This is a genomic window from Pseudomonas sp. CCI3.1, assembly GCF_034313985.1.
Classification (GTDB): domain Bacteria; phylum Pseudomonadota; class Gammaproteobacteria; order Pseudomonadales; family Pseudomonadaceae; genus Aquipseudomonas; species Aquipseudomonas psychrophila.
In genome coordinates this window covers 1,252,492-1,276,544 of the sequence record NZ_JAVIWO010000001.1, presented here as the reverse complement: position 1 = coordinate 1,276,544, position 24,053 = coordinate 1,252,492, and the positions used below count along the sequence as shown (strand labels likewise).

Below are 24,053 nucleotides of genomic sequence, written 5' to 3'. Positions count from 1 at the left end.
TCACTCCAGAAACAGGGTGGCAGGTTGTTCGAGCAAGCCACGCATGGCCTGGATAAATTGCGCCGCGTCCATGCCATCGACCACGCGATGGTCGAAGGAGCTGGAAAGGTTCATCATTTTTCGCACCACGATCTGGCCTTTGACCACGACCGGACGCTCGACGATGCGGTTAACCCCAATAATCGCCACTTCAGGCAGGTTGACCACCGGGGTGCTGACAATGCCGCCCAGCGCGCCCAGGCTGGTCAGGGTAATGGTTGAACCGGAGAGTTCTTCGCGGGTGGCTTTGCCGGTGCGCACGGCGTTGGCCAGGCGAGCGATTTCATCGGCGGCACCCCACAGGTTCAGGGTTTCGGCGTGACGAACCACGGGCACCATCAAGCCGGCGTCGCTCTGCGCGGCAACGCCGATGTGGGCGGCGCCAAAGCGGGTAATGATTTGTGCTTCGTCGTCATAACGCACGTTGATCTGCGGGAAATCGCGCAAGGCGACGACCATCGCCCGTACCAAGAATGGCAGCAAGGTCAGCTTGCCTCGGCTGTCGCCCCATTTTTGATTGAGCTGGGCGCGCAGTTCTTCGAGCGCTGTGACGTCCACTTCCTCGACATAGCTGAAGTGTGCAGCGCGGCGCTTGGCGTCCTGCATGCGCTGGGCGATCTTGCGGCGCAGGCCGATCACCGGGATCTGCTGCTCGTCGTTGCGTTTGGCGTAACCACTGGCAGGCGCAACGCTGGTGCTGGAGTCTTGTGCCAGATAAGCATCCAGGTCGTCATGCAGCACACGACCCGCAGGGCCGCTGCCCACCACAAAGCGCAGCTCGATCCCGGCATCCCAGGCACGCTTGCGCACGGCCGGGGAGGCCAGCGGGCGTTCATTGGCTTCGCGGGCGACAGGCGCCACACGCTGCATTGCTGCGGTTTTCACCGTAGGCGATGACACCACGGCGACTTCGACCCGGGCCTGGGGCGCAGCTTTAGGGGCGGCGACCGCAGGGGCTGGCGCCGCGGCAGGCTGGGCACTTTCACGCAGGTTGCCCGCGCCTTCGACTTCGATGCGGATCAATTCACTGCCCACGGCCATGACTTCACCGGGCTGGCCACCCAGAGCCAGGACTCTACCGGCCACGGGGGAGGGAATGTCCACGGTGGCCTTGTCGGTCATCACATCGGCCACGACCTGGTCTTCGCTGACCATGTCGCCGACTTTGACAAACCACTCCACCAGTTCAACTTGAGCAATGCCTTCGCCAATGTCCGGCATCTTGATAACGTGCGTACCCATTCAGACCTCCATAACCCGTTGTAAAGCAGCACCCACTCGCGCCGGGCCGGGGAAGTAGGCCCACTCCTGAGCATGGGGATACGGCGTATCCCAGCCGGTTACACGCTCGATTGGTGCTTCCAGGTAGTGGAAGCAGTGCTCTTGAACCAGTGCGATCAGCTCGGCGCCGAAACCGCAGGTGCGGGTGGCTTCGTGCACGACAACGCAACGGCGGGTCTTCTTCACGGAGGTGACGATGGCGTCCAGATCCAGCGGCCACAGGCTGCGCAGGTCGATGACTTCAGCATCGATGCCGGTTTCTTCAGCGGCCACTTGGGCGACATAGACGGTGGTGCCGTAGGTCAGGATGGTGACTTCAGTGCCGGGGCGCACAATGGCGGCGCAGTCCAGCGGCACGGTGTAATAACCGTCGGGTACGGCGCTGGCCGGGTGTTTCGACCACGGGGTGACAGGGCGATCGTGATGGCCGTCGAACGGACCGTTGTACAGGCGTTTTGGCTCAAGGAAGATGACCGGGTCATCGTTCTCGATGGCGGCAATCAGCAGGCCCTTGGCGTCGTAGGGGTTGGACGGCATCACGGTACGCAGGCCGCAGACCTGGGTGAACATGGCCTCCGGGCTCTGGCTGTGGGTCTGGCCGCCGTAGATCCCGCCACCGCAGGGCATGCGGATGGTCATCGGGGCGATAAATTCACCGGCCGAGCGGTAGCGCAGGCGCGCCGCTTCGGAAACGATCTGATCGGAAGCCGGGTAGAAGTAGTCGGCAAACTGGATTTCGGCCACAGGGCGCAGGCCGTAAGCACCCATGCCCACTGCAGCGCCGACGATGCCGCTTTCGGAGATGGGGGCGTCGAACACCCGCGAGCTGCCGTACTTGGCCTGCAGGCCTTCGGTGCAGCGAAACACGCCGCCGAAGTAGCCCACGTCCTGGCCAAATACCACCACGTTATCGTCGCGCTCAAGCATCACATCCATGGCCGAGCGCAGGGCCTGGATCATCGTCATGGTGCTGGTACTCACGGCGTTCTCCATCTGAATTTTATTGTTGTCGTTCATCTGGTTATAACCCCAATTCCTGACGTTGCCGGCGCAAATGCTCGGGCATTTCCTTGTACACGTCTTCAAACATCGAGGCAGCGCTGGGTATTTGCCCACCGGCCAGGGTGCCGAAACGCTCGGCTTCCTTTTGCGCGCCAATGATTTCAGCTTCGAGTTCAGCGCTGACCGCGACGTGCTCTTCTTCCGACCAGTTGCCAGTGGCAATCAGGTGCTGCTTGAGACGAATAATCGGATCACCCAGCGGGAAGTGGCTCCAGTCATCGGCAGGACGGTACTTGGATGGATCGTCAGACGTGGAGTGCGGGCCTGCGCGATAGGTGACCCACTCGATCAGGGTCGGTCCCAGATTGCGGCGGGCCCGCTCGGCGGCCCAGGCCGAGGCGGCGTACACCGCGATAAAGTCGTTGCCATCAACCCGCAGCGAAGCGATACCGCAACCTACGCCACGTCCGGCGAAGGTGGTGGATTCGCCGCCGGCAATGGCCTGGAACGTCGAAATCGCCCACTGGTTGTTGACCACGTTGAGGATCACAGGGGCGCGGTAGACGTGGGCGAAGGTGAGGGCGGTGTGAAAGTCGGACTCGGCAGTGGCACCGTCGCCAATCCAGGCCGAGGCGATTTTGGTGTCGCCCTTGATCGCCGAGGCCATACCCCAGCCGACGGCTTGCATGAATTGGGTGGCGAGGTTGCCGGAAATACTAAAAAAGCCGTAATCGCGAACCGAATACATGATCGGCAATTGCCGGCCCTTGAGCGGATCGCGTTCGTTGGACAGCAATTGGCAGATCAGGTCGACCAGAGGGACGTCGCGGGCCATCAAAATACTTTGCTGACGGTAGGTCGGGAAGCACATGTCGTCGATATTCAAGGCCAGGGCCTGGGCGCTGCCGATGGCCTCTTCGCCAAGGCTCTGCATGTAGAACGACATTTTCTTCTGGCGCTGGGCGACCACCATGCGGGTGTCGAAAATGCGGGTTTTGAGCATGGCGCGCATGCCTGCACGCAACACCTCGGTGGATACGCCTTCGGCCCACGGGCCAAGGGCCTGGCCCTGATCATCGAGCACGCGAATCAGGCCCTTGGCCAAATCAGCCGTGTCGGCAGGTTCTACATCGATTGGCGGTTTGCGTACCAGACCGGCATCGGTCAGGCGCAGGTAACTGAAGTCGGTCTTGCAGCCTGGGCGGCCAGACGGTTCGGGAACGTGCAGGCGCAACGGTGCATATTCATTCATGGCTTTCTCTACGCTCGATCTTGTCGTGATTATTAGGCGCGGGAGCTAGGTAAAACGTCGAAGATCTGTCTGATATAAGACCAAGATCTTGTCCTACAACAATCATATTCCTGACGCTGAAGAATATTTCTCTGTAGTTCATTGTGCTTTGCAGCATTTAAGGATAAGAATTCTTTATAAACATAAAAAACAGGTGTTTTTATCTCATGCGTAAGCTAGATCGAACGGATATCGGGATTCTCAACAGCCTTCAGCAGAATGCGCGCATCACCAATGCGGACCTTGCGCGCTCGGTAAACCTGTCACCGACGCCGTGTTTTAACCGGGTCAAGGCGATGGAAGAGCGTGGCCTGATCCGTGAGCAGGTGACCTTGCTCGACGCCGACATGCTGGGGCTGCACGTCAATGTGTTCATCCATGTCAGCTTGGAGAAACAGGTCGAAGAAGCCCTGCAACATTTTGAAGCGGCAATTTCCGATCGCCATGAAGTCATGGAGTGCTATTTGATGGCGGGCGACCCGGACTACCTGATTCGGGTGCTGGTGCCGAGTATTCAGGCACTTGAGCGTTTCATGATGGACTTTCTGACCAAGGTTCCAGGGGTGGCCAACATCCGTTCAAGCTTCGCTCTCAAACAGGTGCGCTACAAAACCGCGTTGCCGCTGCCTCCGGGTGGGCTAATGCTGGAGGAGTGATTCACACCCGCAGCCGCCAGCGCTCAGTGAAGCGCAGGTCAACCACCGACAGCGGCTCAACGTCAATCAGGTTGAAGGACACCGTATTTGCAGCAAGCGCATGCAATATGGCGGCACGGATGACAAAGGGGTGAGTCACTACGGCAAAATGACCTTCTTCTCGAAACTCATCGAGCCAGGCGCTGACTCGCAGGCAATGGTCCTGCACGGACTCGCCGCCGTGGGGCGCTGAATACGGGTTGTTGATCCAGCTTGTGAGCACTTGCGGCATGCTTTGCTGCAAGTCCGACAGGCGCAACCCCTGCCAGTCGCCGACATCGTAGTCCCCCAGGGCGGGTACAATTTCAATCTCGCCGCCCAGTGCCTGAGCGGTTTGCAAGGTTCGGGTTTCGGGCCCGCAGAGTATGCGCACCGGCTTTTTCAGCCGCGCCCTCAGTTCAGCTGCCAGCAGCAAACCCTTTGGTTCAGCCGGTTCATCCAGTGCAAAGCGTCCCAGACGCTGGGCTTCAGTGCGGGCATGACAAATAAAGCTGAGGCGGGTGGGCATGCTGGGGTCCTTGCGGGGGAGGCGTCGTGTTGGGTGCCGGGAGACTGCGTGCGCTCGCCCTTGAATCAGTTTAGGCGAGTATTATGACCGCGTATTTCACTCTCAAGGTACTGTGCAATGGCTGCTGCTCTGTTGAAAAAAGTCCTTAATACCGCTGCATTACTGACACTGATGGCCGGTGCCAGTGCGGCGTTCGCCCATGCCCATCTGGAACAGTCGACACCCGCTGCCGGTAGCACCGTCACGAGTGCCAATGAACTGCGACTGGTGTTCACCGAAGGCGTGGAGCAGGCGTTCACCAAGGTCGTGCTGACCCGTGACCAGGCGCCGGTTACTGTGAGCAGCATCAAGACCGAGCCTGCCAACAAGAAAGTCCTGATTGTGACCCCGGCCCAACCGTTGCCTGCAGGTACCTACCAGGTGAAGTGGAACGCAGTGTCTGTGGATACTCACAAGAGTGCTGGCGATTACAGTTTTACGGTGAGCAACTGAGTTGATTGTCAGTGCAATGGTCATCTGCCGTTTTGTGCATTTTTGCGTTGTGCTGCTGATGTTCGGGGCCTGTGCATTCAGGCCTCTGCTGCTGGGTGTCTGGCCTTGCGTCGAGATTGATCGACAGCTGCGCAAGGTCAATCGCGTTCTGGCATGGGTTGGGCTTGGCAGCGGGGTGGCGTGGCTGGTGTTGACCACCCATTCGATGGCCGGCAGTTGGCCAGAAACACTTGACCTCGGCACATTGTGGCTGGTGCTGGGCAGCACTTTTTTCGGTCAGGTCTGGGCCTTCCATCTGTTGTTCTGCGTTCTGTTACTGATCACTTTGTACGCCCCGGCCCGTTTTTACGTCATCTGGCTGTTGAGCTTTTTGTTGCTGGCCACATTGGCGCCGGTTGGTCACGGTGCGATGCTGGATGGCTGGCGTGGGCAACTGTTGATGCTCAACCAACTGATTCATCTGGTGTGTGTCGCCACCTGGCTTGGCGGTCTGATGGGGTTGCTGCTGATCCTTGGGCGTCCTGCGGGGCATGCCGTGAGTGCGGTTTTACAGCGCTTCAGCAATCTGGGTTTTGTGCTGGTTGCCGGGATCATGCTGACCGGGCTCATCAATACCCGGGTGCTAACGGGGGCGCTCTGGCCTACACCGTTGTTTGAAGGGTTCGCACTGATTCTGTTGATCAAAGTGACGCTGGTGGGGGTGATGTTACTGCTGGCACTGCTCAATCTGGTCATGAGCCGTTTGGGCCGCATCGCACTGTTACGCAGCAGTGTTGCCCTTGAATGGTTTTTCGGATTGGCGGCAGTGGCTGCGGTTTCGTTGCTGGGCACTTTGCCGCCGCTGGTGGTGGGCTAACTGTTTTTAATGCCTGCACTGCCTCGTGGGAGCGAGCCTGCTCGCGATGCAGGCGACGCGGTTTACCCGAATGATCGCGGTGCTGCCTTCGCGAGCGGGCTCGCTCCCACTTCAACTTTGGCGCCCTGAAGAGTCGAGCTTGCAGGGATTATTGTGGGAGCGAGCCTGCTCGCGATGCAGGCGACGCGGTTTATCCGAATGATCGCGGTGATGCCTTCGCGAGCAGGCTCGCTCCCACTTCAACTTTCGCGGCGCCCTGAAGAGTCGAGCTTGCAGGGATTATTGTGGGAGCGAGCCTGCTCGCGATGCCGGCGATGCGGTTTATCCGAATGATCGCGGTGATGCCTTCGCGAGCAGGCTCGCTCCCACTTCAACTTTGGCGCCCTGAAGAGTCGAGCTTGCAGGGATTATTGTGGGAGCGAGCCTGCTCGCGAATGATCTTCGCGAGCAGGCTCCCCAGGGAGAAGTCTAGATCAGTAAAAAAACGCCCAGCAAACCGCCAAACACCAGCCACTTTTCCAGGTAGTAGCGCGCGCGGTTGCGCTTTTTCAGCTCCTTGCCGCGCAGGCGAATCTTGTACAGCTTGGTAAATGCGCGGTTCAGACCACCGGTCTTATCACTGCTGCCGTTGGGTGAGCTGGCAGAAGCCATGACCGTTCGGCTGAACCACTGGTTGAAGGCGCTGGCCCAGCGATATTTCATGGGCCGCTCTACATCACAGAACAAGATGATGCGGTTCTTGTCGGTGGTGTTTTCAGCGTAATGAATAAAGGTTTCGTCAAACATCACCGCTTCGCCGTCACGCCACGCGTAGTTCTGGCCGTCGACATTGATGTAGCAGCCCGGATCATTAGGCGTATCCAGCCCCAAGTGAAAGCGCAGCGAGCCTGCATAAGGGTCGCGGTGACGCACCAGTTTCGAGCCGGGTGGCAACTCGGCAAACATGGCGGCCTTGATGGTGCCGATGCCGTTGAGCAACTCAATGGTTCTTGGGCACAGTTCGACCGCTGACGGGTGGTTGTCGCCATACCACTTCAGATAAAAGCGCTTCCAGCCGCTTTTGAAAAACGAGTTGAACCCCACGTCGTTCGGCTGTTCGGAGCGTTTGATTTCGCCCGCTTGCATCAGGTTTCGTGCTTCTTCGCGGATCTCCTGCCAATGCGCTTGCAGAGGCTGTAGCTCGGGGAAATCTGAAGGTTTCAGGTAGGGCTGGCTCGGTACTTTGGAAAAGAGGTACAGAAAGCAGTTGATGGGGGCCAGAAAGGTGGAATGGTCGCTCAGTTGACGTCCAAGTTTATGGCGCACAGTGCCCCGCAGGTGGACATAGGCAATGGACAAAACATAGACAGCAATAATGATGAGTTTCAAAAGTATCGTCACAAGTCAGGAGAAACGCAGCCCTGCATACACGCAAATAGCCCGATATCCTGTAGGAGTTATCGGGCGCTGGTGTCGCTTGATGGGAGCCAAGGCGTAAGGTTAGTGCAGCACTTTAGGCATTTTCCAGCTTTTCATGATGTTTTTGAACATATTTGCTTACAGTCTTTGGTCGTGTTGCGGGTGGGGATTTTCTATTTCCCTCAGTAAAGCATCTACTTCGTCGGCACCTGGCGACGTGGCGGGGCCGTGGCGGGTGACGGTCAGCGCCGCTGCGGCATTGGCGCGCGTAGCTGCTTGCGCCGAGCTATAGCCCGCCGCCAACGAGGCAATCATCACTCCGGCATGCGTGTCTCCGGCACCGTTGCTGTCGACGGCGTGTACCTTGAACCCGGCCATGTGCTGCGGACCTTGGCAATCGCTGATCCAGCACCCCTGCGGTCCGTCGCGCACAATCGTGAGGCAGTGGTGGGGCAAGCGTGCAGGCAGGAGGGACAGGGCGCCTGCCAGCGTAGTGCTGGAGGTGAAGGTCTGTGCTTCACTGCGATTGCTGGTCCAGAGGTCAAGACGCGGTAACAGAAGGTCGAGAAGGTGCGGATCGATGTCGGCCACTAACGGACCGGGGTCGAACGACACATGTACGCTCGACGGCAGGCTCTGTATCCAGTTCATTAGCGCCAGAGCCTTGTCGACATGGAGCAGGCTGTAACCGCTGACATAGACGTAGTCGTCAGGCTGGACGGTGACGTTCGCCAGATCCTGGGCGGATAACCCGCCTTCGGCACCGATACAGGAAATAAACGTGCGCTCAGCACTGGCTTCCGTGAGGGCGACGCACAGTCCGGTGTCCTTGTGCGGGTCGATGGGCAAGGTCATCTGGATGCCCTCGGCATTCATGGCCTGCCGGGCCAAATCACCGAACTGCCCCTGGCCGTGGCGTCCCAAATACAACGTTGGTAGTCCATTGCGCTGGGCAGCGGCCATCACGTTGAAACCACCACCTGCATGAAAGCGGGCGCTGTGGGCCAATGTATCGCCACCGGAACGGGGCAGCGTGTCGAGGGTCATTGCCAGGTCGACGATGACCTGGCCGGTATGCAGCAACCTAGACATGGGCGGTATCCGGAGCAGACTGACGGCGGTCTTTGGCACCGCCCAGCAGTGCGTGCAAGCCACCTGCCACGACGAATGTCACCACCCAACTCAAGCCGTTATGGCCCAACCAGGAGTCGGCCAGTGGTCCGACAAACCAGTCCGCGTCACTGCTGCCCACACGGGTAAAGCAAAACCCCAGCACCAGGGCCAGTGCCCAAGCACCCAATGCTCTCCATTCGATGCCGCCGTTGTACCAGTAGGCGCTGCTTGCGCTGACGTCCAGCAGGTCTTTGGGGCTGTAGTACTGGCGGTGAGCAAGGTCGACGACAAAGATGGCCACCCAGGCGGTAATCGGAATGGCGGTGAGTGAGATAAAGGTGATGAAGGGGCCATAAAAGCTGCCAGCAAACAGCATGAAGTAAATCGAGCCACAAAAAATTGCCACGATATCGACGACGACGGCCTGTACCCGTTTGATGTTCACCCCTAGGGTCAAGGTGGTCAGGCCTGCGGAATAGACTGACAGATGGTTGGACAGTAACAGGCCGCCAAAGGCGCTGAGCAGGTAGGGAACAGCCATCCAGGAGGGCAGCATGTTACGGATCGCGGCGATAGGGTCGGTGGCGGAGGCCAGGTCGTGGTTGCCGACAGACAGCAAGCCGCCAAGGCTGATCAACAAGACCAGAGGAATCCCGGCACCCCAGGCCGCGCTCGCGATCAGTTGCGAGGCCCTGACGCTGCGCTTCTGGTACCGCGACATGTCGGCGCCGGCGTTGGCCCAGCCAATGCCGGTGCCTGCAGCCATGATGCCGATCCCGATAATCACCGCGCTCAGGGGCGCAGGGCTGGCGCTGAACACGGTTTGCCAGTCGATGGTGGCGCACAGGAAGCCGCCTACCAGCAGGTTGAGCGCGCCAAACACGTAGGTTGCCCATTTCTGAATAAGCAGTAGGGTTGCATGCCCCAGGCCGGAAACGCAGAGGGTAAGCACTGTAAAAATGCCGATACACAGCAGGGTAAGCCACGGTGCGTGTTTGGCTTCGGCAGGGGTGTTGAAGACGATTGAGGACAGTGCGAGCAGCACGAATGCGGCGGTGGTGGTGTTCACTGTTTCCCACCCTACACGTGAAATCAGTGAAACCAGTGTGGGGCCAATATTGCCCCGTACGCCGAAGATGGCTCGCGACAGCGTCAGGCTTGGCGCGCGGCCACGTCGTCCAGCAATCGAGATGACACCGACCACGGCAAACGAGCCGGCAGCACCGATCAGGGCGACGATGACGACTTGCCAAATGGCCAATTGATGAAAGGCCACCAGGGTTGCCCCCAATGGCAGACCGAGAATGCTGATATTGGCTGCAAACCAGACCCAGAACAGTTGCAGGGGATCGCCGTTGCACTCGTTTTCGGGGACGGGCTCAATGCCGCGTGTTTCCAGTTGCCCGGCGCTGTGCCCGGCGTTAGGCGATGTCATGGAAAGTGGCTCCTGATGCTGTGTTCTCGTTGTAAGCCGCGTGCGTCCAGGACGGGCCTCAGAAGCGAGGCCGATCGTTTGCTGTCCATGGCAGATTTTTTACAGGTTACGAAGGGCCAGCAGTTGGTGCACCAACGGCTCCAGTTGCAGGCTGTTGACCGCAGTGATCTGTTCGATCAGCTCAGCCGGCCATTGATCCAGCCCAGCACAGGCGCCCAGCATGGCGCCGAGAATGGCGGCAATGGTGTCGGTGTCGCCGCCAAGGCTGGCGGCCATGCACAGGGCGTCGAAACTGCTGAGGTTGGCGGTTGCCACTCGCTGGGCGATGGCGAACGCTGCGACGACAGATTCCTGGGACGCGACGGACGTACCGATCACGTCATACAGCAAGTCGCCAAGGTTGTCAGGGTTGCACTCGGTGCTTGCCTGTCTGGCCCAGCGAATGCGCGGGCCCATGCGCCCGCCCGCAACCCAGTGGCCGTGATGCTCCGCAATGAATGCCATTTCGGTGCCCGCATTAAGGGCGTGTTCCAGTTTTTTGCCATTGATCCCGCTGGAGACCACGGCGGCGACCGCCGCTGCACTGGCGATCCCCAGGCTGGTGTTGTGAGTGACCTGGCACGCCTGAATCACGGTATTGATAAAATGTTCCGGATGGGAAATGTCGCTGGCGATACCCACCGGGGCAATGCGCATTGCGGCGCCGTTGGTGGTGCCGTAGCGGCCTGACTCCTCGGGGCTGTGGCCAGCGAGGATCATCTCGATCGCGCGCTTGGTGGATGGCCCAAGCAGATCTTGAGAGCCTTTTGCCTGCATGCCGGATTCCCAACTGATCAGGCGCTGGGCAAGCTGGTTGGGGTCAATGTTGCCTTTGCCTTCGACCAGTAGTTGCCCAACCAGAATGGCTTGCTCGGTGTCATCGGTGACTGAGCCTGCGACCATGTTCGGGGCAATGGGCTGGTCGGCCGGGGCGCCTTCAAGCGTCGTAATGTGCCCGAAGCGGGCCACAATTTGCCTTCGGCTCAATGACTGGGTCGGCATGCCCAATGCGTCACCCAAAGCCAGGCCATAAAACGCACCCAGCGCACGATCCGTCGCCGTCATGTGGGCGTTCCAAACGAGTGGTACATGCGAAAGTGCACGGGATCAAGCCAGCTTTCGACCAGCTCCATAAAGCGTCCGTGGCGGTCGTAAGTGGTACGTAGCGCCTTGAGAAAAACGGTTCCGGCAGGACGCCCAAGCAACAGTGCGTCTTCCTCGTTGAGAGGTTCGGCGCCAATCCATTGATCGCCCCGGTCGCCGACAAAGCCGTACGCCGCGAGGGTGATGGTGAGTGAGTCGTCGATCAGACCTACTCTTGGCAGGCCTTCAAGGCCGCCAGTTGCGGGCATGAGGGAGCGCTCCAGCGAAATCGCGGTGCCATCGTCGCGCCGGCGGCGTCGCTCCAGCATGACAAATTGACTCAAACCGAATTGATGGAGCAGATCCGGGCGCTCAATGGCCTCTAGTCGAAGCAGCTCTGTGTGGATGCGGGCGCCCGTATTGGCCAACGCCTGGGTCCAGCCGTTATGTTGGTCGAGCGTAATACCGTCATACGTGACGATGGCGCCGCCTTCGGTCCGCGTAGCGATATATTTTCGCCTTTCCAGTTCAGTCAGTGCTGCGCGCAACGTACTGTGGCTCACACGCAGTTCTTGAGCTAATTGGTCTTCTCCCGGCAGCAGATGTCCATCTGCCAGAAGCCCGCTTTCGATACGGTGGACGAGCTCGTCGACCACGCGTTGTTTTTTAGTGAATCGAACCTGTTTAATCATCCCGCAAGTAATAGCTCAGCAATGCAGGTTCAGCAATGTGAGCCCCCCTGAAAAAGCCATAATTCATTGGCTGTTGGTGGACATTCAATGGCAGGAGAAACGCCTTGAGCCTGCGCTGACATCAGGGCTCAAGGCTGTTGCAGTCGAGCAGAGGGGTTTCAGCCACAGGCCTTGAGGTTGACCGGGCCAACAAACTCGTTGCCGCGACCCATCACGCAGGCGACCGCCTGATTGCGCTGACGCTCCCAGGCTTGAACGGGATAGGACTTGTCCCAGGCCTCGTAGAGCTGACGGTCTTGCTTGGAAAGGCGCAAGTTGTAGCGCTTGCTCATGTAAAAGTAGGTGCGGGCGATCATGCCGCGAATGTTGGGGCGGGGCATGACCTTTTTGGATTTGAAGTCGACCTGTGTCAGGCACGAGCCATATTGGCCCTTTTTCTCGGGTAGCCAGCCAAAGCTGAAGTTGCTTCTGTCCCCGTTGACCTCACCAATGCTGGGCACGAGGTTGTGCAGGTCTGCTTCGGCCACTTTGTATACCGGGTCGTTACGGGTGCAGTTTTTCCGCCCGCCACTTTGCCAGCATTGGCGCTGATGACCGATTTGCCAGGCCGGAACGATGTGTTCCCACTCGATGCGAGCGGCCCGATTGGCATTTTTGCGTGGGATGTAGCCACAGGCTTTCAGGTCGATGCGGTTGCCGCTGTATTTGCAGCCGCAGTAGAACTCGGTGGACTGCGGTGCGTAGAGTTTCCAGGCGACCTTCTTGGCTTCACTGAAGGTTTGCGGGGCTGCAGCGTGTGCGCTTACAACGGTAAAAAGACTGACCAGTGCCAGTAAACAAAACCTCATCGACTCAGTCTTCCTCGGGCACAGTCCAGAAAATATTGACGCTGCCATCATCGCGATGGGCAACGGTTACGTTGTCGTTTTCACCAATTTCTTCCAGCAGGCGTTCCCAGAACTCAGGATTGTCGCCTTCGAGTCGCTCAAGCACCGCCATTTTGTCTTTTTGAGCTTTGGGCGAACTGATGATTTTTTGTATGCGTGTGCCGAAAATTTCGTAGGGGCTCGGTGGGGTAGGCGCTTTCGCCACTTTTTTAGCCATGATGCGATCCTTGGTGTGCTGTATGCGCATACAGTATTTAACTGTGTCAGATTTGGCAACTGTTTGGTGCACGGGGGAGCGCATCCGGCGGTTATTCAGGCCCCAATAAAAAGGCCGCCTCCCTGAGGGAGGCGGCCTTTTCGAGTTCAACCGCAGGCGTTAACGCGTGCGACTTAGTATTCCCAGAAGATCCGTTGCAGCTCTTTGCTGTCTTGGGTTTTGGTCAGTGCGACCATGGCCAGGATGCGAGCTTTCTGAGGGTTCAGGTCGTGGGCTACAACCCAGTCATTTTTGTCGTCAGGTTGTTCTGCGTTACGCAGTACGAACCCGCCGTTATTTACGTGGGAAGAGCGAATGATTTGTACGCCATCCTTACGCAGAGCTTGCAGGGCCGGAACAACACGTGAAGACACCGAACCGTTGCCTGTGCCCGCGTGGATGATGGCTTTGGCGCCGGATTGTGCCAATGCCTTGTAGGCTGTGTCATCGACGTTGCCGTAGGAGTAGGCGATGCCTACGTTTGGCAGGCTCTTGATGTCTTTAATGTCGAACTCGGAATCCATGGTGTGACGCTTGGCTGGCAAGCGGAACCAGTAGGATTTGCCTTCAACGACCATACCCAGTGGGCCCCATGGGCTTTTGAATGCTTCGGTCTTGATGTTGATGGATTTGCTGACGTCACGGCCGGACTGGATCTCGTCGTTCATGGTGACCAGCACGCCTTTACCGCGGGCGTCTTTGCTGCCGGCAACGGCAACGGCGTTGTAGAGGTTCAACATGCCGTCAGCCGACATGGCGGTGCCCGGACGCATGGAGCCGACAACAACGATTGGCTTGTCTGTTTTTTCGACCAGGTTCAGGAAGTAAGCGGTTTCTTCCAGGGTGTCGGTGCCGTGGGTGATCACGATGCCGTCGACATCCTTGCTGTCAGCCAACTCGGCTACCCGGCGGCCCAATTGCAGCAGGTTGTCGTTGGTGATGCTCTCGGATGCAATTTGCATCACTTGCTCGCCACGAACGTTAGCCAGCTGGCTCAACTCGGGTACACCGGCAATCAGTTTGTCGATACCGACCTTGGCTGCTGTGTAAGTTGCACTGTTTGCAGCGCTTGCGCCTGCACCGGCGATGGTGCCGCCTGTAGCCAGAATGACAACATTGGGCTTGGTGGCGGCTTCTTCGGCTTGTACAGCAGTTGGCAGTGCAAGCAGAAGGGCCAGAGCGCCCGGAACGAAGGTTTTCAACACAGCATTTTTCATTGTTTTTTCTCTTATTAGTGAGTGTGCCGGTGTACGCACACCAAACACGGCACAAGCGATTCATTGGCCGTGAGCGGTGTATGGGAGAGCATTATTTATGCCAGTGCGCGCGGCCCTTGTGTCGATATGTAAGTTATTGATTTATAAGTATAAAAATATAATTTGAAATTTCTTGTATTGAAATTGGCCGGTTTCCCGAACAAAAAAGCTTTTTCCGTTCGGAGATTCGAATGCCAGTCCGTTTTACGCGGTCTTTTTTTCACATTGACAAATAACAAGCGGCTTTCCATAGTGAGGTTCAAGCAAACGTTTGCGCGGCGTTTTTTGAACCTGCCCCGGCAGTTTCTGAATCATGACCTATTGCCAGAACACGGCTGTTGGCACTCAGGCTTGGCGCGAGCAGGACGTTGCTCACAATAATCATAAGATCGGAGTTACTTCCATGAAGCTGCCATTCGCTGGACGCCTTCTTGCTGTCGCCATGCTGGCTGCGGCATCCCTTACCCTCCCTGTTGCTCATGCAGATACCCCTGAAAAACCCAAAGTCGGCCTGGTGATGAAGTCGTTGGCAAACGAGTTCTTTGTCACCATGCAAAAGGGTGGCGAGGACTATCAAAAAGCCCATGCGGCCAGTTTCGACCTGGTCTCTAACGGGATCAAAAATGAAACCGACACCGCAGGCCAAATCGACATCATCAATCAGATGATCATCGCCAAGGTCGATGCGCTGGTGATTGCACCGGCGGACTCCAAAGCCTTGGTGTCGGCGATCAAGAAAGCCAAGGACCGCGGGATCGTGGTGGTCAACATCGACAACCAGCTGGACCCCGACGTGCTGAAAAGCAAAGGTATCGAGGTGCCGTTTGTGGGGCCTAACAATCGCCAAGGCGCCCGTGAAGTAGGTGAGTACCTGGCGACAAAACTTCAGGCAGGCGATGAAGTGGGGATCATTGAGGGCGTGTCGACCACCACCAATGCTCAAATGCGCACCGCAGGTTTCAAGGACGCCATGACCGCAGCCGGCATGAAAATTGTGCCCGTGCAGTCGGGTAATTGGGAAATCGACGGCGGCAACAAGGTTGCGGCGGGCATGCTCAGCGAGTACCCCAATCTCAAGGCCATTCTTGCAGGCAACGACAGCATGGCTCTTGGCGCTGTGTCGGCCATCCGTGCAGCAGGCAAGGTCGGTAAGGTCCAGGTCGTGGGCTATGACAATATCGATGCGATAAAACCGATGCTCAAAGATGGCCGGGTACTGGCCACTGCAGACCAGGCAGCAGCCAAGCAGGCGGTTTTTGGCATTGAAACCGCCCTCAAGCTGGTCAAGAAAGAGCCGGTTGAAAACCTGAAGGACGGTGTCATCGACACCCCAGTCGAACTGGTCATCAACAAGTAACCCCCTTCGGTGTTGCAGGCATCCGCCCGTTTGGGCGGGTGCCGGGAGAAATAATATGTCTGCTCCTGATGCCGGCGTGGTCCTCACGGTCAGCGGGATTGGTAAAACGTACACTCAACAGGCAGTGCTGGCAGGCATTGATCTGTCGCTGTATCGCGGCGAAGTGCTGGCCTTGACGGGTGAAAATGGCGCCGGAAAGAGCACCCTGTCGAAAATTATCGGCGGCCTGGAAGTGCCGACTCTGGGGCAGATGCAATTCAATGGCCAGGCCTATGCCCCGAGCAGTCGCTCACACGCTGAGAAGCAGGGCGTGCGCATGGTCATGCAGGAGCTGAACCTGCTGCCCACCCTGACAGTGGCTGAAAACCTGTTTCTGGATAACCTGCCCAGCCGCATGGGCTGGATCAGCCGTAAACAATTGCGCAAGTCAGCCATTGAAGCCATGGCCCAGGTGGGGCTGGAGGCGATAGACCCTGACACCCTGGTCGGAGAGCTTGGGATTGGTCATCAGCAAATGGTCGAGATCGCTCGCAACCTGATTGGTGACTGTCATGTGCTGATCCTGGATGAGCCTACTGCGATGCTCACGGCCCGTGAAGTTGAAATGCTGTTTGTGCAAATCGAACGGCTTCAGGCCCGTGGCGTGGCAATTGTGTATATCTCCCATCGACTTGAAGAGTTGGCGCGTGTGGCGCAGCGGATTGCCGTGCTGCGTGATGGTTGCCTGGTGTGTGTCGAGCCCATTGCGGATTACAGCAGTGAGCAACTGGTCAATCTGATGGTGGGCCGTGAGTTGGGCGACCAGCTGGATTTAGGGCCGCGTACTTTGGGTGACACGGCGCTCAAAGTCTGTGGGATCGGTCGTTCGAACAAGGTGCAAGATGTCTCGTTTGAAGTGCGGCAGGGCGAAATATTTGGCATTTCGGGGCTGATCGGAGCAGGGCGCACCGAGCTTTTACGATTGATCTATGGCGCCGATCTACCCGATACCGGCAGCGTTGCGGTGGGCACGCCGGCGCAAGTGGTGAGCATTCGCTCGCCAGCCGATGCGGTAAAGCAGGGTATTGCCCTGATTACGGAGGATCGCAAGGGCGAGGGGTTGCTTTTGACTCAGTCGATCAGTGCCAACATCGGCCTGGGCAATATGCACCGTATCTCCAGCACGGGGGTGGTGAATGGCCAGCAGGAAGCCGCGCTGGCCCGACGCCAGATAGACGCAATGGGGATCCGCAGCAGCGGTCCTGATCAAGTGGTGTCGCAACTGTCCGGCGGGAACCAGCAGAAAGTCGTCATCGGCCGTTGGCTGGAGCGCGACTGTACGGTCCTGCTGTTTGATGAACCCACTCGCGGTATCGACATCGGTGCCAAGTTCGATATTTACCGACTGTTGGGTGAACTGACGCGCAAGGGCAAGGCGCTGGTGGTGGTGTCGAGCGACCTTCGTGAGTTGATGTTGATCTGTGACCGCATTGGCGTGCTGTCTGCGGGGCGTTTGATCGATACGTTCGAGCGTGACAGCTGGAGCCAAGAACAATTGCTGGCAGCAGCGTTTGCCGGTTATCAAAAAAGAGATGCGTTGCTTACAGAAGCCGCGCCAAAGGAAGCCTCATGAAAGCCACCCTCGTGCCGCAAAAAAATGCACACAACTACTACGGAATGGGCACTTATCTGGGGTTGGCGGGCGCCTTGCTGGCCATGATTGTGCTGTTCTCAAGCCTCAGTGATCACTTTTTCTCTTATGACACGTTGAGCACGCTGGCCAACCAGATTCCGGATTTGATGGTGCTCTCTGTCGGTATGACGTTTGTACTGATTATCGGCGGCATCGACCTGTCGGTTGGATCGGTATTGGCCCTGGCTGCGTCAGCGGTCAGTGTCGCGATTCTGGGCTGGGGCTGGAGTGTGATGCCTGCCGCCTTGCTGGGCATGGGGTGTGCAGCCCTTGCGGGTACGATTACAGGCTCAATCACAGTGGCCTGGAAAATCCCCTCTTTTATTGTGTCGCTGGGGGTTCTGGAGATGGCCCGGGGTGCGGCCTACCAAATGACCGGCTCGCGCACGGCCTATATCGGTGATGCGTTCGCCTGGCTTTCAAACCCGGTTGCCTTCGGTATTTCACCCTCTTTCATCATCGCATTGCTGATCATTGTTATCGCTCAAGCGGTACTGACGCGCACGGTGTTTGGCCGCTACCTGATCGGTATTGGTACCAACGAAGAAGCAGTACGTCTGGCCGGTATCAATCCCAAGCCCTACAAGATAGTGGTCTTCAGCATGATGGGGTTGCTGGCAGGAGTTGCGGCCCTGTTCCAGATCTCTCGCCTTGAAGCTGCCGACCCCAATGCCGGTTCGGGTCTTGAGCTGCAGGTGATTGCCGCAGTGGTGATTGGCGGTACGAGCCTGATGGGCGGGCGCGGCTCGGTAATCAGTACCTTTTTTGGTGTGCTGATTATCTCGGTATTGGCCGCAGGGCTTGCCCAGATCGGCGCGACAGAGCCTACAAAGCGTATTATTACCGGTGCTGTCATAGTGATAGCAGTGGTATTGGACACATACCGCAGTCAACGTGCACAGCGACGGAACTAAGCGATGGCAACTATTAAAGATGTCGCGGCAATGGCGGGCATTTCATATACGACGGTTTCCCATGTTCTGAATAAAACCCGCCCAGTGAGCGAGCCGGTTCGCTTGAAAGTTGAGGAAGCCATCGCGCGCCTCGATTATGTCCCCAGCGCTGTAGCGCGCTCGTTGAAAGCCAAGACCACGGCGACTATCGGTCTGTTGGTTGCCAATAGCCTGAACCCGTACTTTGCCGAGTTGGCGCGGGGGATTGAGGACTATTGCGAGCGCAACAATTACTGCGTGATTTTGTGCAATTGCGACGATGACCCAGACAAACAACGCAATTACTTACGGGTACTGCTTGAAAAGCGGGTGGACGGGCTGGTGGTTGCTTCGGCCGGTGGCGATCTGGGGATGGCCAGCGGCCTGGTCGGGGTTCGAACGCCGATGGTCATCGTCGACCGTAGCCTTGAGGGCGTGGAGGCTGATCTGGTGCGAATCGATCACGAGCTTGGCGCTTATTTGGCGACCCGTCACTTGCTCGATTTGGGGCACCGTGACATTGCCTGTATCGCAGGGCCGGCAATCACTCGCGTTGCACAGCTGCGCATGGCCGGGTATCTGCGGGCGTTGGCCGAGGCGGGCGTTATGGCGGATGAACGCTGGCTGGTCGAAAGCGACTTCAGCAGCGTGGGCGGCTATCAGGCTGCTGTCGGCCTGCTCGAGCACAACCGGCCCTCGGCTATTTTTGCCTGCAACGACATGATGGGTATCGGTGTATTGCGGGCGGCGGCGGAGCGCAACATTCGAGTACCGGAGCAGTTGTCGGTCATCGGCTTTGATGATGTGCAGATGAGTCGTTACGTCTATCCCTCCCTGACGACGGTGGGGCAGTCGATTTTGCAATTAGGTGAAATGGCAGCACAACTGTTGTTGCGCCGCATTGCCTCGCCGGAGCGAGCGATAGAGCAGCGGATCGTGAAGCCTGACATCGTGTTGCGAGAGTCCACCAGAGCCTATGTCGAGGCCCCTTTCAAGTCCCCCCAAAATATCAATGGATGAGTGCCGATACATGCAAGCAAACGTAGTAGTGGTTGGCAGTCTGAACATGGACCTGGTCACCCGCACGGAGAGATTGCCTCGCCCGGGAGAAACGGTTTTTGGGCAGTCCTTTGGCACAGTGCACGGAGGCAAGGGGGCTAATCAGGCGGTGGCGGCTTCGCGCCTGGGGGCCCGCGTGGCCATGGTTGGGTGTGTCGGCAGTGACGCCTATGGAGTGCAACTGCGCGAAGGGCTGCTGGCTGATCGGATTGATTGCCTGGCAGTGCGCACCGTGCCCGAGAGTGCAAGCGGTGTGGCGCTCATCACCGTCGATGCCAACAGCCAGAACACCATTGTGGTCGTGGCTGGTGCCAATGGTTGTCTCGAGCCTGAAGATCTCAAGGCGTGTGATCAGGTTTTGCAAGACGCAGACGTGATTGTCTGCCAGCTTGAAGTGCCGATGGAGACTGTAGGCTACGTGCTCGGCCGTGGGCGTGAACTGGATAAGATCGTGATTCTAAATCCCGCCCCGGCGAGTGGTCCTTTGCCCGGGCACTGGTACGGCGCCATCGACTATTTAATTCCGAATGAAAGTGAAGCCTGGGCGCTTAGCGGTGTGACAGTCGACTCCCTTGAATCGGCAGAGCTGGCAGCTCGCCAGTTGATCGAGTTTGGAGCGCGCAAGGTGATTGTGACCCTGGGTGCCAAGGGCGCCCTGTTTGTCAGTGCCCAGCGTGTAGAGCACTTTGCTGCGCCCAGGGTTGAGGCGGTAGATGCCACAGCGGCAGGGGATACCTTTGTCGGGGGCTTTTCTGCTGCACTGGCGGCGGGTATGGATCAGGACGATGCGATTCGCTTTGCTCAAGTAGCTGCCGCGTTGTCGGTAACCCATGCAGGTGCTCAGCCTTCGATTCCTTCATTGCGTGATGTCCAGGGCTTTGCCACACCATGAAAAAAACACCTCTGCTTAATATTGCCCTGTCGCGGCTTGTTGCTTCGCTTGGGCATGGCGACATTGTGGTTATCGCGGATGCAGGATTGCCGGTGCCCAAGGGAGTGGAGCTGATTGATCTGGCGCTGACCCAGGGCATTCCGGATGTCGCCAGTACCTTGCGTACGTTGCTCAGCGAGATGCAGGTGCAAAGTCATGTACTGGCCAACGAGCTGCTGCATGCACCGTGTCCTGCACTCTCGTGCATCGAGGAGCTAGCCGGTAGCGGTGAGTTGGGGTCGAGGCTTCTGCTCACCCACAGTGCTTTCAAGGAGCTGTGCCTACAGGCAAAGGTGATTGTTCGTACTGGAGAGTGTCGTCCTTACTGCAACATTGCCTTGGTCTCAGGCGTAACCTTTTAACGAAATAATCCAGGGAGTTGGTCATGTCGCGTTTTACACAGGTTTTTCAGCCATTGCTAAGGAGTGTCCTCTTCTTGTCCGCCATTACGATCTCGAGTGTTCAAGCCGCAGACAAGATTGATTTGATTATCGATACCGACCCCGGTGCCGATGATGTTGTTGCGCTGCTGTTGGCGCTGGCTTCACCCGAGCAATTGAATGTGCGGGCGATCACCACCGTGGCGGGCAATGTGCGGTTGGACAAGACTTCTCGTAATGCCCGTTTGGCGCGGGAGTGGGCAGGTCGTGAGGAGGTTCCTGTTTATGCAGGAGCGCCAAAGCCTTTGGTGCGCACCCCGATTTATGCCGAGAATATTCATGGTCAGGAAGGTGTGACAGGTGTGCCTGTCCATGAGCCTGCAAAAGGACTTGAATCGACCAATGCCGTTAACTATCTGATCGAGACATTGCGTGCGGCGAAGCCTGGCAGCGTGACGATTGCCATGCTCGGCCCACAGACAAACCTGGCGCTGGCATTGATCCAGGCACCTGATATTACTCAGGGCATCAAGGAAGTCGTGGTCATGGGCGGCGCTCACTTCAATGGGGGCAATATCACTCCGGTCGCCGAATTCAACCTCTATGCGGATCCCCATGCAGCCGATGTGGTGTTGAAAAGCGGCGTCAAGCTGACTTATGTGCCGCTGGATGTTACGCATAAAATCCTGACCAGCGAGGAGCGTCTCAAGCAGATCGCAGCGTTGGGCAATACGGCCGGAAAGCTGGTCGGCGATATTCTCAATGAATATGTCAAAGGCGATATGGCGCACTACGGATTACCGGGTGGGCCCGTACACGATGCCAGTGTCATTGCCTACTTGCTGAATCCGGGTCTGTTTTCCGGGCGTGAGGTCAATTTGGTAGTGGATACCCGTGAAGGGCCGACCTTTGGCCAGACAATTCCTGACTGGTACAACACCTTGAGCCAGCCCAAAAACGCTTTTTGGGTCGAAAACGGCGACGCACAAGGTTTCTTCGATTTATTGACGGCGCGGCTGGGCCGGTTGAAGTGATTTGATGTCGCGCAGAGTCAAGTCAGCTTGGACAGTTCAGTCGGTTTGTACTTTTCGAAAACCTGGCTGACAAACGCTCGGGCAGCCTCTGTCCCGAGCTCCTTGACTAAAAGGTCGATGCCGATGATGGCCAGCTCTTCAGGGCTGCCAGGGCTGTAGGAGCATTGTCCTTGATGCCATTTGGCCTTGATATCTGCATCGATGCTGACTGTTGTCATTGGCTGCTCATGATAAGGGGGCGTGAAACAGGGATTTTAGCAAAAAGTCGTCTCGAAGCTATCAAGAGACCACCGTAAATCGTGTGAATGATATTTCGGGGCCTCAACTTTCCCATGAGACCCATGCTGCATGCCACACTTGCACTTTTTGAAAGTGGGGCAGGCCATGCAAATTGATCTAAACGACCCAGAAGCTTTAACCCTTGCGGCTGTACGTCAACTGCTGGCTTCAGCCAGTGATGATGCGCATACCCAATTGCGTGTTACCAAGGCAGGTATTGCCTACATTTCATCAGGTGTAGTCGGCGGAGTAGATATCGACGGGCTGCTTTTCAGGCTGGAGACCTGGGCGGCAGGTTCCGGCTATGTCGGAAAGGTTGCGGCAAGTGATGAGGTCTGGGTTATGCAGATTTCCAATGCCCTCAAAGACAACTGGCCCAATCCGCCCTTTGACTACATTGATGTGTACTGATTCCTACACATATTTGGCAATGATTGGGTGAGTGCTATAGAGGCCGGCTCGGGCACACTTGTTCGCGCATTGATCTAAGAGAAGATGCTGTCAGGCACCATGCAACCTAATTGCGAAAAAGCTGTCGCAAGGGTTCGGACTTTTTATTTTAAGGAGGCTTCATGTCTTGGAAGCTAGTGTCATTGGGTTCGTTGTTGGCGGTCGTAGCGCTATCAGGGTGCACCACCTCAAATTCGGATAAAGAACCCGCCGTGGAGGCAGGGCATAGCCGCTGTGATGCTAAAGCAGCATCATTTGTGATTGGTCAGAAAGCGTCGGCGCAGCTTCTGGAGCAAGCCCGCGTCAAGGCCGGTGCGCAGAATGCACGCCTCCTGTCGCCACACGACGTCATGACCCTCGAGTATCGGTCGGATCGCTTGAATCTTAATACGGATGACAATGCAGTCATCACCCGCGTGAACTGCGGCTAAGCAGCAGGCCTGGCTTTGTATCAGGCATAAAAAACCCCGTCACATGGACGGGGTTTTTTTGTTCGAGGGAGATTTACTCCGGACGAACCTGTGCAGCTTGCATACCCTTTTGGCCTTTCTCAGCCACGAAGGAAACGGTTTGGCCTTCTTTCAGGCTTTTGAAACCGTCGCTTTCGATAGCTTTGAAGTGTACGAACAGGTCGTCACCGCCACCTTGAGGAGTGATGAAGCCGAAGCCTTTTTCATCGTTGAACCATTTTACGGTGCCGGTTTGGCGATTAGACATGGTGTATCTCCAAGAAACTTATATTTTCAGTAGTACTGTGCTGCTCAGGCCAACTGGGCACACCGAGCTATCATAGTCGAAATGTGCGCTTTGGGAGCCCCCCTGAGTCACAGATTGCTGCAATGTTCGCTCTTTTTTGTGAGTGGCAACACTCAAGGACCCCGGTTTACGGGGGTTTGAGGGTTAAAAACACTTAGAAAAAAAGCAGTCGCGAATACATGTTTTTTACGCAAAATAGGTTTTTAGGCCTGTTTCGCCCTGAATCAGGACCCAATCAGCCTTGGGGGTGAGGTCTATTTTGTAGCTCTGCAGGCCTGTATTGCATCCAGAGCTTTGGTTCTAAGCTCTGCACTCGGCTGCGTCGTCTTACTCATCAACTGCTGGATCTCTGCAGTCGAAAACTTCTCGGACAGTTTGTCCGCACCGCACGCGCAATGTTGTTGAGCGGTCTTCAGGTCGACGCTTTGGCTTGCCGCCGCTACGCAGTCCTTCATGTAGTCTTTTTTTGCTCCGGCTGGCCAGTTGTCGGCCTGGGCGGTGAGGGGTAGCAGCATTGCCAAAGGTGCTGCGAAGGCGAGTAAGCGGATCTTGCGCATAAGATGCTCCTTGTAAGCATTAAAACCGAGTGTGTATCACTGAGTATCTGAGAGGTTAGTGCAGCTCAAGTTCACCAATATGTAAAAAAGCTGCCTTTCTTTTAGATGCAGGGCCGGGCGCACAACAGTGATCATGCATCTGTGCTAGCATGCCGCCCTTGGCTATTTTGTGTGTTTGCATGCTCTCTGAGTTGCAGGGCAGTGCCATTAACCTTATTGATTTGAACTCCAGTCACTCTGGTTCGGTTTTTGGTTGGCCGCAAGGCTCCTGCCACTGTGAGGCAGGCATACCACCGAATCGCGTACTGGCTCATCCCAACCCA

At 57.2% G+C, this 24,053-nt stretch carries 27 protein-coding genes; 12 read left to right on the top strand and 15 right to left on the bottom strand.

The window, feature by feature from the left end:
- From RGV06_RS05740 to RGV06_RS05730, 3 genes are read right to left on the bottom strand one after another with little or no spacing between them, the layout of a single operon-like run.
- Entirely contained in the window at positions 1-1,281 is a 1,281-nt protein-coding gene (locus RGV06_RS05740) for a dihydrolipoamide acetyltransferase family protein (protein WP_322149591.1), read from the bottom strand.
- Positions 1,282-2,337, bottom strand: coding sequence for an alpha-ketoacid dehydrogenase subunit beta (locus tag RGV06_RS05735; RefSeq protein WP_019826497.1), 1,056 nt, complete (start codon positions 2,335-2,337; stop codon positions 1,282-1,284). It lies immediately after the preceding gene.
- A 4-nt stretch (positions 2,338-2,341) separates the two neighbouring features.
- Complete coding sequence (locus tag RGV06_RS05730) at positions 2,342-3,574, bottom strand: 3-methyl-2-oxobutanoate dehydrogenase (2-methylpropanoyl-transferring) subunit alpha (RefSeq protein ID WP_046808942.1); 1,233 nt, start codon at positions 3,572-3,574, stop codon at positions 2,342-2,344.
- Between the two features lie 206 nt (positions 3,575-3,780).
- On the opposite strand from RGV06_RS05730, the gene RGV06_RS05725 reads away from it, so the two are divergent.
- Positions 3,781-4,269: an Lrp/AsnC family transcriptional regulator gene (locus tag RGV06_RS05725; protein WP_019826494.1), complete on the top strand. Its 489-nt coding sequence runs from the start codon at positions 3,781-3,783 to the stop codon at positions 4,267-4,269.
- A gap of 1 nt (position 4,270) precedes the next feature.
- Here the strand turns inward: RGV06_RS05725 and RGV06_RS05720 are convergent, their stop codons facing one another.
- Positions 4,271-4,816, bottom strand: coding sequence for a histidine phosphatase family protein (locus RGV06_RS05720; protein ID WP_198822097.1), 546 nt, complete (start codon positions 4,814-4,816; stop codon positions 4,271-4,273).
- Between the two features lie 117 nt (positions 4,817-4,933).
- Here RGV06_RS05720 and copC point away from each other — a divergent pair, with 117 nt between their 5' ends.
- Positions 4,934-5,308 carry a copper homeostasis periplasmic binding protein CopC gene (gene copC / locus RGV06_RS05715; protein WP_322149589.1) on the top strand — a complete coding sequence of 125 codons (375 nt, stop codon included), beginning with the start codon at positions 4,934-4,936 and terminating at the stop codon, positions 5,306-5,308.
- A 4-nt stretch (positions 5,309-5,312) separates the two neighbouring features.
- Positions 5,313-6,164 carry a copper homeostasis membrane protein CopD gene (gene copD, locus RGV06_RS05710; RefSeq protein ID WP_322151840.1) on the top strand — a complete coding sequence of 284 codons (852 nt, stop codon included), beginning with the start codon at positions 5,313-5,315 and terminating at the stop codon, positions 6,162-6,164.
- A gap of 468 nt (positions 6,165-6,632) precedes the next feature.
- On the opposite strand, the gene lpxO is transcribed toward copD, so the two are convergent.
- From lpxO to RGV06_RS05670, 8 genes are all read right to left on the bottom strand, one after another.
- On the bottom strand, positions 6,633-7,532 hold the full coding sequence (lpxO, locus tag RGV06_RS05705; protein WP_046808941.1) for a lipid A hydroxylase LpxO: 900 nt from the start codon (positions 7,530-7,532) through the stop codon (positions 6,633-6,635).
- A 168-nt stretch (positions 7,533-7,700) separates the two neighbouring features.
- Positions 7,701-8,654 carry a PfkB family carbohydrate kinase gene (locus RGV06_RS05700; RefSeq protein WP_322149588.1) on the bottom strand — a complete coding sequence of 318 codons (954 nt, stop codon included), beginning with the start codon at positions 8,652-8,654 and terminating at the stop codon, positions 7,701-7,703.
- The gene (locus tag RGV06_RS05695) at positions 8,647-10,110 is read right to left on the bottom strand and encodes a purine-cytosine permease family protein (protein WP_322149587.1); all 1,464 of its coding nucleotides are present in this window, start codon (positions 10,108-10,110) and stop codon (positions 8,647-8,649) included. The genes RGV06_RS05700 and RGV06_RS05695 overlap by 8 nt, the downstream gene beginning before the upstream one ends.
- Before the next feature lie 99 nt (positions 10,111-10,209).
- A complete protein-coding gene (locus tag RGV06_RS05690; RefSeq protein ID WP_198822100.1) occupies positions 10,210-11,214 on the bottom strand; it encodes an ADP-ribosylglycohydrolase family protein in 1,005 nt (334 codons plus the stop codon).
- A complete protein-coding gene (locus RGV06_RS05685) occupies positions 11,211-11,924 on the bottom strand; it encodes a GntR family transcriptional regulator (RefSeq protein ID WP_046808937.1) in 714 nt (237 codons plus the stop codon). The genes RGV06_RS05690 and RGV06_RS05685 overlap by 4 nt, the downstream gene beginning before the upstream one ends.
- 158 nt (positions 11,925-12,082) lie before the next feature.
- On the bottom strand, positions 12,083-12,772 hold the full coding sequence (locus tag RGV06_RS05680; RefSeq protein ID WP_019829178.1) for an endonuclease: 690 nt from the start codon (positions 12,770-12,772) through the stop codon (positions 12,083-12,085).
- Between the two features lie 4 nt (positions 12,773-12,776).
- Positions 12,777-13,028 carry a DUF1654 domain-containing protein gene (locus RGV06_RS05675; protein ID WP_019829179.1) on the bottom strand — a complete coding sequence of 84 codons (252 nt, stop codon included), beginning with the start codon at positions 13,026-13,028 and terminating at the stop codon, positions 12,777-12,779.
- A gap of 173 nt (positions 13,029-13,201) precedes the next feature.
- A complete protein-coding gene (locus tag RGV06_RS05670; RefSeq protein ID WP_048351596.1) occupies positions 13,202-14,284 on the bottom strand; it encodes an asparaginase in 1,083 nt (360 codons plus the stop codon).
- A 442-nt stretch (positions 14,285-14,726) separates the two neighbouring features.
- Between RGV06_RS05670 and RGV06_RS05665 the strand changes: the two genes are divergently transcribed.
- From RGV06_RS05665 to RGV06_RS05635, 7 genes are read left to right on the top strand one after another with little or no spacing between them, the layout of a single operon-like run.
- Complete coding sequence (locus tag RGV06_RS05665) at positions 14,727-15,680, top strand: sugar ABC transporter substrate-binding protein (protein WP_019829182.1); 954 nt, start codon at positions 14,727-14,729, stop codon at positions 15,678-15,680.
- Positions 15,681-15,735: 55 nt separating this feature from the next.
- Positions 15,736-17,292, top strand: coding sequence for a sugar ABC transporter ATP-binding protein (locus RGV06_RS05660; RefSeq protein ID WP_198822102.1), 1,557 nt, complete (start codon positions 15,736-15,738; stop codon positions 17,290-17,292).
- Entirely contained in the window at positions 17,289-18,266 is a 978-nt protein-coding gene (locus RGV06_RS05655) for an ABC transporter permease (protein ID WP_322149586.1), read from the top strand. Before RGV06_RS05660 ends, RGV06_RS05655 begins: the two co-directional genes overlap by 4 nt.
- A gap of 3 nt (positions 18,267-18,269) precedes the next feature.
- Positions 18,270-19,304 carry a LacI family DNA-binding transcriptional regulator gene (locus RGV06_RS05650; RefSeq protein WP_046808934.1) on the top strand — a complete coding sequence of 345 codons (1,035 nt, stop codon included), beginning with the start codon at positions 18,270-18,272 and terminating at the stop codon, positions 19,302-19,304.
- A 10-nt stretch (positions 19,305-19,314) separates the two neighbouring features.
- On the top strand, positions 19,315-20,235 hold the full coding sequence (gene rbsK / locus RGV06_RS05645; protein ID WP_322149585.1) for a ribokinase: 921 nt from the start codon (positions 19,315-19,317) through the stop codon (positions 20,233-20,235).
- Positions 20,232-20,636 carry a D-ribose pyranase gene (gene rbsD / locus RGV06_RS05640; protein WP_019829190.1) on the top strand — a complete coding sequence of 135 codons (405 nt, stop codon included), beginning with the start codon at positions 20,232-20,234 and terminating at the stop codon, positions 20,634-20,636. Before rbsK ends, rbsD begins: the two co-directional genes overlap by 4 nt.
- 23 nt (positions 20,637-20,659) lie before the next feature.
- Positions 20,660-21,688 (top strand): nucleoside hydrolase, encoded by a 1,029-nt coding sequence (locus tag RGV06_RS05635; protein ID WP_322149584.1) that lies wholly within the window; start codon positions 20,660-20,662, stop codon positions 21,686-21,688.
- A gap of 17 nt (positions 21,689-21,705) precedes the next feature.
- On the opposite strand, the gene RGV06_RS05630 is transcribed toward RGV06_RS05635, so the two are convergent.
- Complete coding sequence (locus RGV06_RS05630) at positions 21,706-21,906, bottom strand: hypothetical protein (protein ID WP_019829192.1); 201 nt, start codon at positions 21,904-21,906, stop codon at positions 21,706-21,708.
- A gap of 166 nt (positions 21,907-22,072) precedes the next feature.
- Between RGV06_RS05630 and RGV06_RS05625 the strand changes: the two genes are divergently transcribed.
- Together RGV06_RS05625 and RGV06_RS05620 are read left to right on the top strand one after the other, a co-directional pair.
- Positions 22,073-22,378, top strand: coding sequence for a hypothetical protein (locus RGV06_RS05625; RefSeq protein ID WP_037032894.1), 306 nt, complete (start codon positions 22,073-22,075; stop codon positions 22,376-22,378).
- 161 nt (positions 22,379-22,539) lie between these two features.
- Positions 22,540-22,848: an I78 family peptidase inhibitor gene (locus tag RGV06_RS05620; protein ID WP_019829196.1), complete on the top strand. Its 309-nt coding sequence runs from the start codon at positions 22,540-22,542 to the stop codon at positions 22,846-22,848.
- Between the two features lie 73 nt (positions 22,849-22,921).
- Here the strand turns inward: RGV06_RS05620 and RGV06_RS05615 are convergent, their stop codons facing one another.
- Positions 22,922-23,134, bottom strand: coding sequence for a cold-shock protein (locus RGV06_RS05615; RefSeq protein WP_003179963.1), 213 nt, complete (start codon positions 23,132-23,134; stop codon positions 22,922-22,924).
- Positions 23,135-23,427: 293 nt separating this feature from the next.
- Complete coding sequence (locus tag RGV06_RS05610; RefSeq protein WP_019829198.1) at positions 23,428-23,730, bottom strand: hypothetical protein; 303 nt, start codon at positions 23,728-23,730, stop codon at positions 23,428-23,430.
- Between the last annotated feature and the right edge of the window lie 323 nt (positions 23,731-24,053).

Excerpts from the sequence above, each read along its gene's own strand:
- RGV06_RS05625 (WP_037032894.1), top strand. The coding sequence starts at position 22,073 with ATGCAAATTGATCTAAACGACCCAGAAGCTTTAACCCTTGCGGCTGTA.
- RGV06_RS05685 (WP_046808937.1), bottom strand. The coding sequence starts at position 11,924 with ATGATTAAACAGGTTCGATTCACTAAAAAACAACGCGTGGTCGACGAG.
- RGV06_RS05635 (WP_322149584.1), top strand. The coding sequence starts at position 20,660 with ATGTCGCGTTTTACACAGGTTTTTCAGCCATTGCTAAGGAGTGTCCTC.
- RGV06_RS05690 (WP_198822100.1), bottom strand. The coding sequence starts at position 11,214 with ATGACGGCGACGGATCGTGCGCTGGGTGCGTTTTATGGCCTGGCTTTG.
- RGV06_RS05660 (WP_198822102.1), top strand. The coding sequence starts at position 15,736 with ATGTCTGCTCCTGATGCCGGCGTGGTCCTCACGGTCAGCGGGATTGGT.
- RGV06_RS05720 (WP_198822097.1), bottom strand. The coding sequence starts at position 4,816 with ATGCCCACCCGCCTCAGCTTTATTTGTCATGCCCGCACTGAAGCCCAG.
- copC (WP_322149589.1), top strand. The coding sequence starts at position 4,934 with ATGGCTGCTGCTCTGTTGAAAAAAGTCCTTAATACCGCTGCATTACTG.
- RGV06_RS05620 (WP_019829196.1), top strand. The coding sequence starts at position 22,540 with ATGTCTTGGAAGCTAGTGTCATTGGGTTCGTTGTTGGCGGTCGTAGCG.
- RGV06_RS05665 (WP_019829182.1), top strand. The coding sequence starts at position 14,727 with ATGAAGCTGCCATTCGCTGGACGCCTTCTTGCTGTCGCCATGCTGGCT.
- rbsK (WP_322149585.1), top strand. The coding sequence starts at position 19,315 with ATGCAAGCAAACGTAGTAGTGGTTGGCAGTCTGAACATGGACCTGGTC.
- RGV06_RS05730 (WP_046808942.1), bottom strand. The coding sequence starts at position 3,574 with ATGAATGAATATGCACCGTTGCGCCTGCACGTTCCCGAACCGTCTGGC.
- RGV06_RS05675 (WP_019829179.1), bottom strand. The coding sequence starts at position 13,028 with ATGGCTAAAAAAGTGGCGAAAGCGCCTACCCCACCGAGCCCCTACGAA.
- RGV06_RS05680 (WP_019829178.1), bottom strand. The coding sequence starts at position 12,772 with ATGAGGTTTTGTTTACTGGCACTGGTCAGTCTTTTTACCGTTGTAAGC.
- RGV06_RS05700 (WP_322149588.1), bottom strand. The coding sequence starts at position 8,654 with ATGTCTAGGTTGCTGCATACCGGCCAGGTCATCGTCGACCTGGCAATG.
- RGV06_RS05630 (WP_019829192.1), bottom strand. The coding sequence starts at position 21,906 with ATGACAACAGTCAGCATCGATGCAGATATCAAGGCCAAATGGCATCAA.
- RGV06_RS05615 (WP_003179963.1), bottom strand. The coding sequence starts at position 23,134 with ATGTCTAATCGCCAAACCGGCACCGTAAAATGGTTCAACGATGAAAAA.
- RGV06_RS05740 (WP_322149591.1), bottom strand. The coding sequence starts at position 1,281 with ATGGGTACGCACGTTATCAAGATGCCGGACATTGGCGAAGGCATTGCT.
- RGV06_RS05610 (WP_019829198.1), bottom strand. The coding sequence starts at position 23,730 with ATGCGCAAGATCCGCTTACTCGCCTTCGCAGCACCTTTGGCAATGCTG.
- RGV06_RS05670 (WP_048351596.1), bottom strand. The coding sequence starts at position 14,284 with ATGAAAAATGCTGTGTTGAAAACCTTCGTTCCGGGCGCTCTGGCCCTT.
- RGV06_RS05655 (WP_322149586.1), top strand. The coding sequence starts at position 17,289 with ATGAAAGCCACCCTCGTGCCGCAAAAAAATGCACACAACTACTACGGA.
- rbsD (WP_019829190.1), top strand. The coding sequence starts at position 20,232 with ATGAAAAAAACACCTCTGCTTAATATTGCCCTGTCGCGGCTTGTTGCT.
- RGV06_RS05725 (WP_019826494.1), top strand. The coding sequence starts at position 3,781 with ATGCGTAAGCTAGATCGAACGGATATCGGGATTCTCAACAGCCTTCAG.
- RGV06_RS05735 (WP_019826497.1), bottom strand. The coding sequence starts at position 2,337 with ATGAACGACAACAATAAAATTCAGATGGAGAACGCCGTGAGTACCAGC.
- RGV06_RS05695 (WP_322149587.1), bottom strand. The coding sequence starts at position 10,110 with ATGACATCGCCTAACGCCGGGCACAGCGCCGGGCAACTGGAAACACGC.
- RGV06_RS05650 (WP_046808934.1), top strand. The coding sequence starts at position 18,270 with ATGGCAACTATTAAAGATGTCGCGGCAATGGCGGGCATTTCATATACG.